At 69.0% G+C, this 13280-nt stretch carries 12 protein-coding genes; 10 read left to right on the plus strand and 2 right to left on the minus strand.

The features are described from left to right. Window positions 1–22 precede the first annotated feature (22 nt). The 3 genes from QZM72_RS18305 to QZM72_RS18315 all read left to right on the plus strand — a co-directional run bounded on the left by QZM72_RS18305 (window position 23) and on the right by QZM72_RS18315 (window position 3310). The gene (locus tag QZM72_RS18305) at window positions 23–949 is read left to right on the plus strand and encodes a TIM barrel protein (RefSeq protein WP_301738884.1); all 927 of its coding nucleotides are present in this window, start codon (window positions 23–25) and stop codon (window positions 947–949) included. 29 nt (window positions 950–978) lie between these two features. Next, window positions 979–2151, plus strand: coding sequence for a Gfo/Idh/MocA family protein (locus tag QZM72_RS18310; RefSeq protein WP_301738885.1), 1173 nt, complete (start codon window positions 979–981; stop codon window positions 2149–2151). A gap of 274 nt (window positions 2152–2425) precedes the next feature. Next, window positions 2426–3310, plus strand: a complete 885-nt coding sequence (locus tag QZM72_RS18315) for a MurR/RpiR family transcriptional regulator (RefSeq protein WP_089467247.1) — start codon at window positions 2426–2428, stop codon at window positions 3308–3310. 57 nt (window positions 3311–3367) lie between these two features. Here QZM72_RS18315 and QZM72_RS18320 read toward each other — a convergent pair whose 3' ends face one another. After that, on the minus strand, window positions 3368–4888 hold the full coding sequence (locus tag QZM72_RS18320; RefSeq protein ID WP_301738886.1) for a CoA-acylating methylmalonate-semialdehyde dehydrogenase: 1521 nt from the start codon (window positions 4886–4888) through the stop codon (window positions 3368–3370). A 110-nt stretch (window positions 4889–4998) separates the two neighbouring features. On the opposite strand from QZM72_RS18320, the gene QZM72_RS18325 reads away from it, so the two are divergent. From QZM72_RS18325 to QZM72_RS18355, 7 genes are all read left to right on the plus strand, one after another. After that, window positions 4999–5934, plus strand: a complete 936-nt coding sequence (locus QZM72_RS18325; RefSeq protein ID WP_089467249.1) for a LysR family transcriptional regulator — start codon at window positions 4999–5001, stop codon at window positions 5932–5934. A gap of 117 nt (window positions 5935–6051) precedes the next feature. Further along, complete coding sequence (locus tag QZM72_RS18330; protein ID WP_006402122.1) at window positions 6052–6279, plus strand: sulfurtransferase TusA family protein; 228 nt, start codon at window positions 6052–6054, stop codon at window positions 6277–6279. 202 nt (window positions 6280–6481) lie between these two features. Beyond that, entirely contained in the window at window positions 6482–6916 is a 435-nt protein-coding gene (locus QZM72_RS18335; protein ID WP_301738888.1) for a peptidase, read from the plus strand. 266 nt (window positions 6917–7182) lie between these two features. Further along, window positions 7183–7887 carry a response regulator transcription factor gene (locus QZM72_RS18340; RefSeq protein ID WP_006490421.1) on the plus strand — a complete coding sequence of 235 codons (705 nt, stop codon included), beginning with the start codon at window positions 7183–7185 and terminating at the stop codon, window positions 7885–7887. After that, window positions 7884–9245 carry a FecR domain-containing protein gene (locus QZM72_RS18345; protein WP_301738889.1) on the plus strand — a complete coding sequence of 454 codons (1362 nt, stop codon included), beginning with the start codon at window positions 7884–7886 and terminating at the stop codon, window positions 9243–9245. Before QZM72_RS18340 ends, QZM72_RS18345 begins: the two co-directional genes overlap by 4 nt. A gap of 10 nt (window positions 9246–9255) precedes the next feature. Then, a complete protein-coding gene (locus QZM72_RS18350; protein ID WP_301738891.1) occupies window positions 9256–11643 on the plus strand; it encodes a CHASE2 domain-containing protein in 2388 nt (795 codons plus the stop codon). A 37-nt stretch (window positions 11644–11680) separates the two neighbouring features. Continuing rightward, window positions 11681–12295 carry a DUF4136 domain-containing protein gene (locus QZM72_RS18355; RefSeq protein WP_089467253.1) on the plus strand — a complete coding sequence of 205 codons (615 nt, stop codon included), beginning with the start codon at window positions 11681–11683 and terminating at the stop codon, window positions 12293–12295. Window positions 12296–12347: 52 nt separating this feature from the next. Here the strand turns inward: QZM72_RS18355 and galU are convergent, their stop codons facing one another. Further along, window positions 12348–13232: a UTP--glucose-1-phosphate uridylyltransferase GalU gene (gene galU / locus QZM72_RS18360; RefSeq protein ID WP_089467254.1), complete on the minus strand. Its 885-nt coding sequence runs from the start codon at window positions 13230–13232 to the stop codon at window positions 12348–12350. Window positions 13233–13280: the final 48 nt, after the last annotated feature.

Consider the following 13280-nt stretch of genomic DNA (forward strand, 5'->3'; position numbering starts at 1 on the left):
GCTTACTTGCTGGATCGACCGAATGACGATGAAGATTGGCTGCGCGCCGTGCTGCTGGGGCGTCGACGACGTGAAGAACCCGCACCTGCCGCCGTGGCGGCACGTGCTCGCCGAGGCCGCGCAGGCCGGCTATTCGGGCATCGAGCTCGGGCCGTACGGCTACATCCCGCTCGACCTCGACGTGGTGAGCGCCGAGCTCGAGCGCCAGCGCCTGAGCATCACGGCCGGCACGATCTTCGACGACCTCGTGTCGCCGGAGAACCTGCCGAACCTGCTGCGCCAGACGCGCGACATCTGCGCGCTGATCACGCGGTTGCCGAAGCTGCCGACGCAGGACGGCCAGCGCTACGCGGCGCCGTACCTCGTCGTGATCGACTGGGGCCACGAGGCGCGCGACTACGCGGCCGGCCACGGCGATCACGCGCCGCGGCTGTCCGACGCACGCTGGGCGCGAATGGTCGACCACATCCGGCAGGTCGCGACGATCGCGCGCGACGAATTCGGCGTGCGCGCGGTGATCCATCCGCATGCGGGCGGCCATATCGAATTCGCGGACGAGATCGACCGGATCGTCGCCGATGTTCCGGCCGACACGGCGGGCCTGTGTCTCGACACCGGCCACCTGCATTACTCGGGCATGGACCCGGAAACGTGGCTGCGCCGCCATGCGGAGCGGCTCGACTACGTGCATTTCAAGGACATCGACGCGGCCGTCTACGACGCGGTGATGGGCGAGCACGTCGCGTTTTTCGCGGCGTGCGCGCGCGGCGTGATGTGCCCGATCGGCGCCGGCGTGCTCGATTACCCGGCGATCCGCCGCGCGCTCGTCGACGTCGGCTATGCCGGCTACATCACGATCGAACAGGAGCGCGACCCGCGCAACGCCGGCACGAGCCTGCGCGACGTCGCCGCGAGCCGCGCGTTTCTCGCGTCGGCCGGTTTTGCATGATCCCCTGAACACGCACCAGGAACACCATCATGATTGACGGACAGATTCTGCTTGGCCATTCGATTCGCTGGGGCATGGTCGGCGGCGGGCTCGGCAGCCAGATCGGCTACAGCCACCGGTCGGCCGCGCTGCGCGACGGCAGCTTCCAACTGGTTGCCGGCGCATTCGACATCGATCCCGAACGCGGCCGCCAGTTCGGCGTGAAACTGGGCGTCGCGGCCGAGCGCTGCTATCCCGACTACGCGACGATGTTCGACGCCGAGGCGCGGCGCCCGGACGGCATTCGCGCGGTATCGATCGCGACGCCGAACAACACGCACTTCGAGATCTGCCGCGCCGCGCTGAACGCGGGGTTGCACGTGGTCTGCGAGAAGCCGCTGTGCTTCACGACCGAGGAGGCCGAGGCGCTGCAGCGCCTGTCGGTCGAGAAGAACCGGATCGTCGGCGTCGCGTACGGCTATTCCGGACACCAGATGATCGAGCAGGCGCGCGAGATGATCGCGCGCGGCGGCCTCGGCGAGATCCGCATCGTGCAGATGCAGTTCGCGCACGGCTTCCACAGCGAGGGCGTCGAGGCCGCGAGCGCGGCCGCGCGCTGGCGCGTCGATCCGAAGTTCGCGGGCCCGAGCTACGTGCTGGGCGATATCGGCACGCATCCGTTGTACATCTCCGAGGTGATGGCGCCGGCGCTGAAGATCCGCCGGCTGATGTGTTCGCGGCAGAGCTTCGTGAAGAGCCGCGCGCCGCTCGAGGACAACGCGTTCACGATCATGGAATACGACACCGGCGCGATCGGCTACGTGTGGTCGAGCGCGGTGAACGCCGGCTCGATGCATGGGCAGAAGGTGCGCGTGATCGGTTCGAAGGCGAGCATCGAATGGTGGGATGAACACCCGAACCAGTTGCGCTACGAAATCCAGGGGCATCCCGCGCAGGTGCTCGATCGCGGGATGCCGTACCTGCATCCGCACGCCTTGCGCGAAGACCGCATCGGCGCCGGGCATCCGGAAGGGCTGTTCGAAGCATGGTCGAATCTCTACGCGCGCTTCGCGCTCGCGATGGACGCGGCTGATCGCGGCGACGCCGCGGCGGTGAAGGCCATCCGCATTCCGGACGTGCACGCGGGCGTCGAGGGCGTGCGCTGGGTCGAGAATTGCGTGCGTTCCGCCGACGCGGGCAGCGTGTGGGTCGACTATCGTTGAACGGAGGCGGGCCGGCCGCGCCGCGCGTCGGCGCGACGGCCGGCCTCGGTACACATCCTGATCTTTACGCCGCCGCGAGCGCGTTGGACAATCGCTTCCAGTCTTGCCGTGGAGCGTATGCAAGTGATGATCGAGCGCGTGGGAGCGAGCGGGGCGGCGCGGGCCGTGCCGCAAACGTGATTAAATTCGCCCTTCATGCATGTATCCAGTCGAGCCCCGGGCCGCGCCGGCCAGCCACGCGCGCGCATCGGGGCCGTCAACTTCGCGCTATCCGATGAGTTCATCCGAGAAACCTCCCGCCACCGTCGAGCAGTTCCTGCAACACCTGACGCAGGAGTACGACGGCCTCAGCAATCGCCTGAAGGTGATCGCGCGCCACGTGGAAACGCATCGGGACCAGCTTGGGCTGGAGGGCATCCAGTCGCTCGCCGAGGCCTGCGGCGTCCAGCCGTCGGCCGTCGTGCGCTTCGCGAAGCACTTCGGCTTCTCCGGTTTCTCGGAGATGCAGCGGCTGTTCCGCGAAGGGCTCGCGCAGCAGATCGCGCCGGGGCGCGCCTACAACCTGCGTGTGCGCGACGTGATCGAATCGGGTTCGTCGAGCCTGCAACCGGAACAGATCGCCGACGAATTCATCAAGGGCAGCATTGCCGGAATGCAGCAGTTGCGGCAGACGCTCGATTCGCAGGCGCTCGCGCAGGCCGTCGACCTGCTCGCCGAGACGCAGGCGATCTGGATCGCCGGGTCGCGGCGCGCGTTTCCGATCGCCGTGTATCTCGACTATGCGCTGCAGCACACCGACAAGCGCATCGGGCTGTTCAGCGCGCTCGGCAGCATGCATCTCGGCCAGATCCGGTCGGTGCGCGAGGGCGACGTGATGATCGTGATCTCGTTCATGCCGTACGCGGACGAGACCGTGCAGGTCGCGCAGCAGGCCGCGCGGCGCGGCGCGCGGCTGATCGCGATCACCGACAGCCGGATGAGCCCGCTCGCGCGCGAGGCGGAAGTGACGCTGATGGTGCAGGACAGCGCGACGTTCGGCTTCCGCGCGCTGACGGCCACGATGGGCCTCGCGCAGAGCCTGTTCGTCGCGCTCGCGTACCGGCTCGAGCTGTCGTATCTGCCGACCGCCGACGGTGCGCATGGCACGAAGGCCGGTTGATCCCGACTGCCGGTGCGCCGCCCGCCGAACGGATCGGCGGATGGCGCACCGGCCGGCTTACTTCGCGGTCGGCATCGCGAATTCGGCGCCCTTGCCGATGCTCGACGACCAGCGCTGCATCACCGACTTCTGACGCGTGTAGAAGCGCACGCCTTCTTCGCCGTACGCGTGCATGTCGCCGAACAGGCTCTTCTTCCAGCCGCCGAAGCCGTGCCACGCCATCGGCACCGGGATCGGCACGTTGATGCCGACCATCCCGACCTGGATGCGCCGCGCGAATTCGCGCGCGATGCCGCCGTCGCTCGTGAAGCACGACACGCCGTTGCCGAATTCGTGCGCGTTGATCAGGTCGACCGCTTCGCCGAAGTCCTTCACGCGCACGCAGCCGAGCACCGGCCCGAAGATTTCTTCCTTGTAGATCCGCATGTCGGGGCGCACGTGATCGAACAGCGTGCCGCCGGTGAAGAAGCCGGCCTCGCGGCCCGGCACGCGCAGCCCGCGCCCGTCCACCACCAGTTGCGCGCCCTCGTTCACGCCTTGCTCGATATAGCCTTCGATGCGCTTGAGCGCTTCGCCGGTGACGATCGGTCCCATCTCGACTTCCGGCGACATCCCGTCGCCGATCACCAGCTTGCGCGCGCGCTCGGCCACGGCCGGCACGATCTGGTCGGCCACGTCGCCGACCAGCACCGCGATGCTGATCGCCATGCAGCGCTCGCCGGCCGAGCCGTACGCGGCGCCGATCAGCGCGTCGACCGCTTGCTCGACGTTCGCGTCGGGCATCACGACGAGGTGGTTCTTCGCGCCGCCGAGCGCCTGCACGCGCTTGCCCGACTGCACCGCGCGCTGCTGCACGTAGGCCGCGATCGGCGTCGAGCCGACGAAGCTGACGGCCTGCACGTCCGGGTGGTCGAGCAGCGCATCGACCGCGCCCTTGTCGCCCTGCACGACGTTGAACACGCCGGCCGGCAGCCCTGCCTGCGCGAGCAGGTCGGCGATGAACAGCGCGGCCGACGGGTCGCGCTCGCTCGGCTTCAGCACGAACGTGTTGCCCGTCGCGAGCGCGACCGGGAACATCCAGCACGGCACCATGCACGGGAAGTTGAACGGCGTGATGCCCGCGACGACGCCGAGCGGCTGGCGCATCGTCCAGTTGTCGATGCCGGTGCTGACCTGGTCGGTGAAGTCGCCCTTCAGCAGTTGCGGCACGCCGCATGCGAATTCGACGATGTCGATGCCGCGCGCGACTTCGCCCTGCGCGTCGGAGAACACCTTGCCGTGCTCGGCCGTGATGATTGCCGCGAGCGTGTCGCGGTGCTCGTTCATCAGTTGCAGGAAGCGGTGCAGCACGCGCGCGCGGCGGATCGGCGGTGTCGCGGCCCAGTCCGGGAACGCGGCGTGGGCGGACGCGACGGCCCGCTCGACTTCGTCGTTGCCGGCGAGCGCGACGCGGCGCACCGCGCGGCCGAGCGACGGATTGAGGACATCCTGGAAGCGGCCGCTGCGGCCGGCGACGGGCGCGCCGTCGATGTAGTGGCCGACGTCGGCGTCGGACGTATACGCGGGAACCGTGGTCATGCGTGTCTCCTGGGATGGGGGGGTGAACCGGGCCTAGTCTAGGCAAAGCGGCCGGCCGGGAGAAGGCCGCGCAGCTTGATTCACTGTTCAGAATTCTGAATAATTACTGGATGAATCAGCAAAATGTCCAGGCGCTCTGGCCGCATATCCATTCGCTGACGGTGCTGGCCGCGGCCGGCAGTTTCACGGCTGCCGCGCAGCGGCTCGGCATCAGCAAGGCCGCGATGAGCCAGCGCATCGCCGATCTCGAAAAGGCGGCCGGCGTGCCGCTCGTGCGCCGCACCACGCGCAGCGTGCGGCTCACCGACGCGGGCCAGACGCTCGTCGACAGCACGCGCGACGCGTTCGAGTCGATCGGCCAGCATTTCGCGCGCGTGAAGGATCTCGCCGGCGAGCCGCGCGGGCTGCTGCGTGTCACGGTGCCGGTCGCGCTCGGGCGCCAGCAGGTCGTGCCGCACCTGCCCGAGTTCCTGCGCCAGCATCCGGGTGTCCAGATCGAGCTCGACCTGTCGGACCGCCTGCATTCGCTGACGCAGGAGGGCTTCGACCTCGCGATCCGCCATACGACCACCGCGCCGCAAACTCACGTCGCGTGGAAGCTGTGCGACACGCGTTCGCTATTGGTCGCGAGTCGCGACTATCTCGACGCGCGCGGCGCGCCGCGCCACCCCAGCGAGCTCGTCGATCACAGCTGCCTGTGCTACCTGCGCGACAACGAGCCGGCCGCGTGGAGCTTCGAGCCGGACGGCCGCCGGCGCGAGCGCGTGAGCGTGCCGGTGCGCGGCAGTTTCGCGGCGAACAACAGCGAGGCGATGCGGGAGGCCGCGCTCGGCGGGCTCGGCATCGCGCTGCTGCCCGATTTCAGCGCGCGGCGCGATCTCGACGCCGGCCGGCTCGTCGCGTTGCTCGACGGCTGGCGTCCGTCGGGCGCGTTCGGCGACCACATTTTCGCGATCCGCCCGTACAGCCCGGTCGTGCCGAGTGCGGTGCGCGCGCTCGTGCGGCACCTGCGCGAGCGGCTCGCGGGCGGCTTCTCCGGCGCGTGAGCCGGGTGCCCGCGGGCGTCCGGCCGTCGGCGGCCCGGGCAGGCGCGGCGGCGCTGCGGTAAAATCGCGGCTTCCTCCCGCGCCACGTGTGGCGCGTCATTCGAAGGTCGACAACCGATGCAGATTCACAAGGAAGTGGACGCGCGCGGGCTCAATTGCCCGTTGCCGATCCTGCGTGCCAAGAAAGCGCTTGCCGATATGGAAAGCGGGCAGATCCTCAAGGTGCTCGCGACCGATCCGGGCTCGCAGCGCGATTTCGCCGCGTTCGCGAAGCAGACGGGCAACGAGATCGTCGAATCGACGACCCAGGACAAGACCTTCGTGTTCCTGATGCGCCGCCGCTGAAGGCGCGCATCACGTGTCCCGCCGCGCCCGGCACCGCTGGCCGGCCACACTTTTCTGACAATTCTTAAACCTCGTTGCGTGACCGGCTGCGTATACTGACCCGGCCGGTCGTCCGCTCCCAGCGGAGGCGCCGGCCACGGTACGTCGCACGGCGGGCTCGGGGGCCATGCCTGACGCTACCGTCGTACAACGGGGAGAGGACATGTCCTTCAGACCAGGGACCCTTCGAAGTCCGTCCGGAGCGGCAAGCATTGCGCCCGTGCGCACCTCGGAATTGAGCCGGATCGAGCTCGATCCGCAGCGGGACCGCCACGCGCGTGCCGCGCTGGAGGCCTATGCGGATTCGGCCGCGGCCGAGATGCCGTGGCTGGCCGAATGGCTGGACGAACGGCTGCGCGACGCCGCGCGGGACGACGGCTCGGGCCCGACCTACTGCGGTGCGACGATCGAACGCGTGTTCGATCTGGCGCAGGCATGGGCGGCGGGCCAGCCCGACTACGCGGCCGGCGCGTGGGAGCGCGTGCGCGACCAACTGCAGCGGATGCTGGCGCAACCGCCGCTGCCGCAGCGGCCGTCGCCACGCATGCCGACGGATGATTTCGCCGAGCCGGTGGCCGGCATCGCGGGCGCCGAATAGGCGTCCGATTGCGCAAGAGAAAGGATTATTCGAAGAAAGGGCGATAGTCCGCGCAATTTCTTGGCGAATTTCATACTACTATGATGAAATCGCCGGTTCGTCCGTGCCCCGTTTTTGAGATATTTAGCCGGGTCGCCGGCTTGCGCAGGTTAGCGCGAGCGGCGAACGATGGCTCGCCGGCCGGTATCCGGCCGCCGCGCGCAGGTTGCGCGGCCGAGGCAGGCGGGGAGCCGAATGGACGAATCGACTTCGATTTGCGGGGTGCTATGAGAATTGCTGTACTGGATGACGATCCGGCCCAGACGGATTTCGTCAGTCAAACGCTGACGGCCGTGGGCCATACGTGCTACGCGTTCAAGGAAGGCAAGGCCCTGAAGAAGCGCCTGCAGCGCGAGACGTTCGACCTGCTGGTGCTCGACTGGAACGTGCCCGACATGTCCGGCGAGGAAGTGCTCAAGTGGGTGCGGGCGAACCAGACCGAGCACAGCCTGCCGATCATCTTCATGACGAGCCGCGACGACGAGGCCGGGATCACGCAGATCCTCAACGCCGGCGCCGACGATTACGTGGTCAAGCCCGTGTCGGGCCCGATCCTGCGCGCACGTATCGGTTCACTGCTGCGCCGCGCGTATCCGGTCAATGCCGAGGCCACCGTCCGCGAATTCGATCAGTTCCGTTTCGACGTGAACCTGAAGCAGGCGTACGTCGGCGACAAGGCCGTGAGCCTCACGCAAAAGGAATTCGAGCTCGCGCTGCTGCTGTTCCAGCATCTCGACCGCCCGCTGTCGCGCGCGCACATTCTCGACCTCGTGTGGAAGCAGGCGACCGACATTCCGTCGCGCACGATGGATACGCACATCTCGATGCTGCGCACCAAGCTCGGCCTGCGGCCCGAAAACGGCTACCGTCTCGCGCCGATCTACGGATACGGCTACCGGCTCGAACGGGTCGGCCAGGGGGAACCGGAGTGACCGCGCGCATCACGCGGCGCACGGCGGGCCTGTGCACGGCGGCGTTGCGCGCGGCCTGTGCGGTCGCGTTCGCGTTCGCCGCGCAGCAGGCCGCGGCGCAGCCGCCCGCCGCCGCGGGCAAGACGGTCGTGTATCGCACGCAGGCGGGCGACACGCTGTACGACGTCGCCGCGCGCTACCTGCAGGGCGCGGACGACTGGCAACTGCTCCAGCAGATCAACGGCGTGCCGGCGCCGAAGCACCTGCAGCCCGGCATCGCGCTGAAGCTGCCGGTCGCGCGGCTGCGCAAGGAAAAGCTCACCGCGCGCGTGGTCGCGGTGCAGGGCACGGCCGAGCGCGCGTCCGGCGCCGCGTTCGCGCCGCTCGCGAACGATGCGACGCTCGCCGAAGGCGACCGCGTGCGCACGGGCCCGAACGGCTTCGTGACGATCGAGCTGGCCGACGGCACGCACATGAGCCTGCCGCCCGACAGCCAGCTCGACCTGAAGTCGTTGCGCCGCACGGTGCTGACCGGCACGCTCGATCGCGAGTTCGAACTCACGCGCGGTTCGGTCGAAAGCGAAGTCACCCACCTGAAGAAACGCGACGACCGCTTTCAGATCCGCTCGCCGTCGGTCGTGGCCGGCGTGCGCGGCACGCGCTTTCGCGTGAACTACGACGCGGCCGGCACGGCGGCGACGCGCGTCGAAGTGCTCGACGGCACCGTCGGCGTCGCGGGCGGCCGGCAGCCGGCCGGCGCGACGCTCGTGCATGCGAACTTCGGCAGCGTCGCGACGTCGTCGGGCGCGGTCGGCGCGCCGGTCGAGCTGCTGGGCGCCCCCGCGCTCGCGCATCCGGACAAGGTGCAGGACGAGCCCGACGTCGCATTCGACGTCGCGCCGCTCGCGCAGGCGCATGGGTATCGCGTGCAACTCGCGCACGACGCGGGGCTGCTCGACCTGTTCCGCGAAACGCGTACCGATTCGCCGCGCGCGGTGTTCCACGACGTGCCGAACGGCAACTACTTCGTGCGGATCGCCGCGATCGATGCGAACGGCCTCGAGGGGCTGCCGCGCACCTATGCGTTCGAGCGCCGCGTGATGGGGCTCGACGCGAGCGCGTCGCAGGGCGCGGGCGGTTACGAGTTCCGCTGGGCGCCGAACGGGGCGGGCCAGAACGCGCGTTACCGGTTCGTGCTGTCGCGTTCGAAGGACTTGAGCGCGCCGGTCGTCGACCAGGTCGGCCTGCACGCGCGCCAGATCACCGTCGCGCACCTGCCGCCGGGCGACTATTTCTGGGCCGTGACCGTCGAGGAATTCGAAGGCGGCAAGTTCTACGAGAAGACCAGTCCGGTCAACGCGTTCACGTTGTCGCGCTGACCCGCGGCGCATGAAACCCGATTCCGTTTCCACACGGCGGCACCTCGGCCGCCGCTTCCTGATCGAATGGATCGCGATCGGCTGCCTGGGGGTCGCGGTGATCCTCGCGTGCGCGCTCGGCCGTCTGTCGTCGAGCGTCGACGGGTTGATCTACGACCGGCTGCTGATGCTGCGCAGCCTGCCGCTGTCACCCGACGTGGTCGTCGTCGACATCGACAACCAGAGCGTATCCGCGCTCGGCCGCTGGCCGTGGTCGCGCGACGTGCACGCACGGCTGCTCGACACGCTCGCGCGCGCGCAGCCGGCCGCCGTCGTCTACGACGTGCTGTTTACCGAACCGTCGCCGGAGGATCGCGCGTTCGCGGACGCGATGAGTCGCGTGCCGACCTTCCTGCCGGTGCTGCTGAGCCCCGAGCAGGCGGACGGCACGCGATCCGTCGATCCGCCGGTCGCGGCGCTCGCGGCGCAGGCGACGGGGCTCGGCCATATCAATCTCGAAGTCGATCGCGACGGCATCGTGCGCAGCGTCGCGCTGTTCGAAAGCGACGGCCGCGTGCGCTGGCCGCAGTTGATGGTGCCCGTCTATCGCGCGATCCAGGCCGGCCGGCTGCACCCGGTCGGCGGCGTGCCCGGCGCGAACGCGCACGACCTGTCGCGCGATGCGACGGGCGAGGGCCGCTATCTGATCCCGTTCAGCCGCAACACGCCCGCGTATCCGACGCTGTCGTTCGACGACGTGCTCGAAGGGCGCGTGAAGCCCGACGCACTGCGCGGCAAGGTCGTCGTCGTCGGCGTGACGGCGTCCGGGCTGTACGATCGCTTCGCGACGCCGGTGTCCGGCGAGTTCGGCCCGCTCGCCGGCGTGTACATCCATGCGAACGTGCTCGACATGCTGGCGACCGGCAGCGCGATCTCGCCCGCGTCGCCGCTGGGGCTGTTCGTCGCGTCGCTGCTGCCGCTCGCCGTGTTGCTGGGCGGCTTCCTGATGCTGTCGCCGTGGCGCGCGCTGCTGCTGACGCTGAGCCTCGCCGCGCTCTCCGTCGTTGGGAGCCTGGCGCTGCTGTTCGAGGCGCGCATCTGGCTGACGCCGGCGCCCGCGATCTTCGGGCTGATCGCCGTCTATCCGATCTGGAACTGGCGGCGGCTGGAAATGACGATGTCGTACCTGCGCCGCGAGCTGCAGAAGCTCGCGGACGAGCCGCACCTGCTGCCCGAGGCGCCGCGCACGCGCGACGTCGGCGGCGACGTGCTGGAGCGGCAGATGGCGCTGATGGCGCAGGCCGCGCAGCGCGTGCAGGACATGAAGCGCTTCGTGTGGGACAGCCTCGACAGCATGCCCGAGCCGATCTTCGTGACCGACCTCGACGGCACCGTGCTGATCGCGAACCACGCGGCGAAACGCTACGGCTCGCGGCTCGCGCTGCCGCTGCCGGAAGGGCGGCCGCTGCGCGCCGCGCTCGGCGAATTGACGTTCATGAAGACCGTCGACGGCAACGCCGAGCACGACGTGACGATCCGCGAGCACTGGCCGGCCGCGCTCGACCCGACGCTCGGGGCCGAGCACGACGCGATGGCGCGCGGCATCGAGGTGCGCGATCGCGACGGGCTCGACCACCTGCTACGCTACGCGGCGTGCACGAACGCGCAGGGCCGCGTGACCGGCTGGATCGCCGGCCTCGTCGACGTGACCGAACTGCACGCGGCCGAGCGGCAGCGCGAGGAAGCGCTGCACCTGCTGTCGCACGACATGCGTTCGCCGCAGTCGTCGATTCTCGCGCTGGTCGAGATCGAGCGCGACCGCGTCGAGAGCGACGCGATGCGCGGGCTGCTCGCGCGGATCGAGCGCTATGCGCACCGCGCGCTGTCGCTCGCCGACGAGTTCGTGCAACTGGCGCGCGCCGAGTCGCAGGCGTACCAGCTCGAGGCGACGAGCCTCGTCGACGTGCTGATCGATGCGAGCGACGAGGTGTGGCCGCAGGCGCAGGCGAAGCACATCCGCGTCGAGACCGACGTGGGCGGCGACATGTGCTGGGTGCGCGCGGACCGCTCGCTGATCACGCGTGCCTTCGTGAACCTGCTGAACAACGCGGTCAAATACAGTCCGTCCGACACGGTGATCACGTGTACGCTGACGGTCGAGCACGCATCGAAGCGGATGTTCTGTACGATTCGCGATCAGGGGTACGGCATTGCGCCGGAAGATCAGCGGCATCTGTTCGAGCGTTTCAAGCGATTCCATGCCGGCGAGCGGCCCGACATCCCGGGTTCCGGGCTCGGCATGGCGTTCGTGAAGACGGTCGTCACGCGCCATGGGGGCAGCGTGTCGGTCGACAGCGAAGTGGGTGTCGGCACCGCGGTGACGGTGTCGCTGCCCGCGATCGACGAGCCGTCCGCCTGACAGGGCCGGGCACGACGGCAGGTATTTGGGGAAAGCCATGAGAAAGCAATGGGCGGCGACCGCGCTGGCGGCGTCGCTGTTGACGGGTTGCGCCGGCGTGACGAGCGGCGTGAGTGCGGTCGGGCAGCCGAATGCATTTGCATCGGGGGCGCACGGCTACGATTTCGTGCGGACGGCCGCGCAGGCGGGCGACGCCGAGTACCGGCGGATCGAGACGCTCGTGCGCGACGAACTCGCGCGCCGCGGCTTCGATGCGCAGCCGCTCAAGGACGCGCGCTACCGCTTGTCGATCGCGTATGCGACGCAGCCGGCGGCGGTCGCGGCGAGCGCCGAGCAGTGCGGCGCGGCGAGCAGCGCATGCGTGACGGTCGACGGGCCCGCGCCGCTCGCGCTGCCGTTCATGGGCCGCGTGTACCGCCACGTGCTGACGCTGCGCTTCGTCGATGCGAAATCGGGCGCCGACGTCTATCGCGTGTCCGCATCGCTGCGCGACCGCGATCCGGGCACGCAGCAGGCCGCGCCGGCGCTCGTGAAGAGCGCGCTGGCGAAGGTGCCGTTCGGCGACGGCAGCGGCTGGCTCGTCAAGACGAAAAAAGACGACGCGGGCGGCATGCCGGGCGTCGTCTCGGTGAAGCCGGCCGACGCGCGCTGAAGCGGTGGCCGCGAGGTGAGGGCGGGCCCGCCGGGGCGGGCCCTTGCCGCGTTCAGACGGTGGTTTGTCCGCCGTCGCGCGTGCGCAGGTACGTTTCGAACTCCGCACCGACTTCCGGGTGGCGCAGCGCGAATTCGACCGTCGCCTTCAGGTAGCCGAGCTTGCTGCCGCAGTCGTAGCGCGTGCCCTGATACTTGTAGGCCAGCACCTGTTCGTCGGCGAGCAGCGCCTGGATCGCGTCGGTGAGCTGCAGTTCGCCGCCCGCGCCCGGTTTCAGCGCGCGCAGATGCTCGAAGATCCGCGGCTTCAGGATGTAGCGGCCGACCACGCCGAGGTTCGACGGTGCGACTTCCGGCGCCGGCTTCTCGACGATCGCCGACATCTTGACGATCGACTCTTCCCATTCCTTGCCGTCGACAATCCCGTACGACTTCGTCTCCGACGGCGGGATTTCTTCGACGCCGATCACCGAGCTGTGATAGTGGTCGAACACGTCGACCATCTGCTTCATCACCGGCGGGTTGCCGTCGAGCAGGTCGTCCGCGAGGATCACCGCGAACGGGTTGTCGGCGACCAGCTTTTCCGCGCATAGCACCGCGTGGCCGAGGCCGAGCGCTTCCGGCTGGCGCACGTAGAAGCAGTCGACATGGCTCGGCTTGATGCTGCGCACGAGTTCGAGCAGCTTTTCCTTGCCGCGTGCCTCGAGTTCGGCCTCGACCTCGTACGACTTGTCGAAGTGGTCCTCGATCGCGCGCTTGCTGCGCCCGGTCACGAAGATCATTTCGGTGATGCCCGCGGCGATCGCTTCCTCGACCGCGTACTGGATCAGCGGCTTGTCGACGACGGGCAGCATTTCCTTCGGGCTCGCCTTCGTTGCCGGCAGGAACCGCGTGCCGAGGCCGGCCACGGGGAATACCGCCTTGGTGACTTTCAACATGATCGAACCTTTATTCCTGTAATCGACTTGTCAGACGGACTATGTTCA

It is taken from the genome of Burkholderia sp. AU45388 (assembly GCF_030481585.1).
GTDB classification, from domain to species: Bacteria; Pseudomonadota; Gammaproteobacteria; order Burkholderiales; family Burkholderiaceae; genus Burkholderia; species Burkholderia sola.

What these genes read in the sequence shown, in the direction of transcription:
- QZM72_RS18305 (WP_301738884.1), top strand. Translation starts at nt 23, where the DNA reads ATGACGATGAAGATTGGCTGCGCGCCGTGCTGCTGGGGCGTCGACGAC.
- QZM72_RS18310 (WP_301738885.1), top strand. Translation starts at nt 979, where the DNA reads ATGATTGACGGACAGATTCTGCTTGGCCATTCGATTCGCTGGGGCATG.
- QZM72_RS18315 (WP_089467247.1), top strand. Translation starts at nt 2,426, where the DNA reads ATGAGTTCATCCGAGAAACCTCCCGCCACCGTCGAGCAGTTCCTGCAA.
- QZM72_RS18320 (WP_301738886.1), bottom strand. Translation starts at nt 4,888, where the DNA reads ATGACCACGGTTCCCGCGTATACGTCCGACGCCGACGTCGGCCACTAC.
- QZM72_RS18325 (WP_089467249.1), top strand. Translation starts at nt 4,999, where the DNA reads ATGAATCAGCAAAATGTCCAGGCGCTCTGGCCGCATATCCATTCGCTG.
- QZM72_RS18330 (WP_006402122.1), top strand. Translation starts at nt 6,052, where the DNA reads ATGCAGATTCACAAGGAAGTGGACGCGCGCGGGCTCAATTGCCCGTTG.
- QZM72_RS18335 (WP_301738888.1), top strand. Translation starts at nt 6,482, where the DNA reads ATGTCCTTCAGACCAGGGACCCTTCGAAGTCCGTCCGGAGCGGCAAGC.
- QZM72_RS18340 (WP_006490421.1), top strand. Translation starts at nt 7,183, where the DNA reads ATGAGAATTGCTGTACTGGATGACGATCCGGCCCAGACGGATTTCGTC.
- QZM72_RS18350 (WP_301738891.1), top strand. Translation starts at nt 9,256, where the DNA reads ATGAAACCCGATTCCGTTTCCACACGGCGGCACCTCGGCCGCCGCTTC.
- QZM72_RS18355 (WP_089467253.1), top strand. Translation starts at nt 11,681, where the DNA reads ATGAGAAAGCAATGGGCGGCGACCGCGCTGGCGGCGTCGCTGTTGACG.
- galU (WP_089467254.1), bottom strand. Translation starts at nt 13,232, where the DNA reads ATGTTGAAAGTCACCAAGGCGGTATTCCCCGTGGCCGGCCTCGGCACG.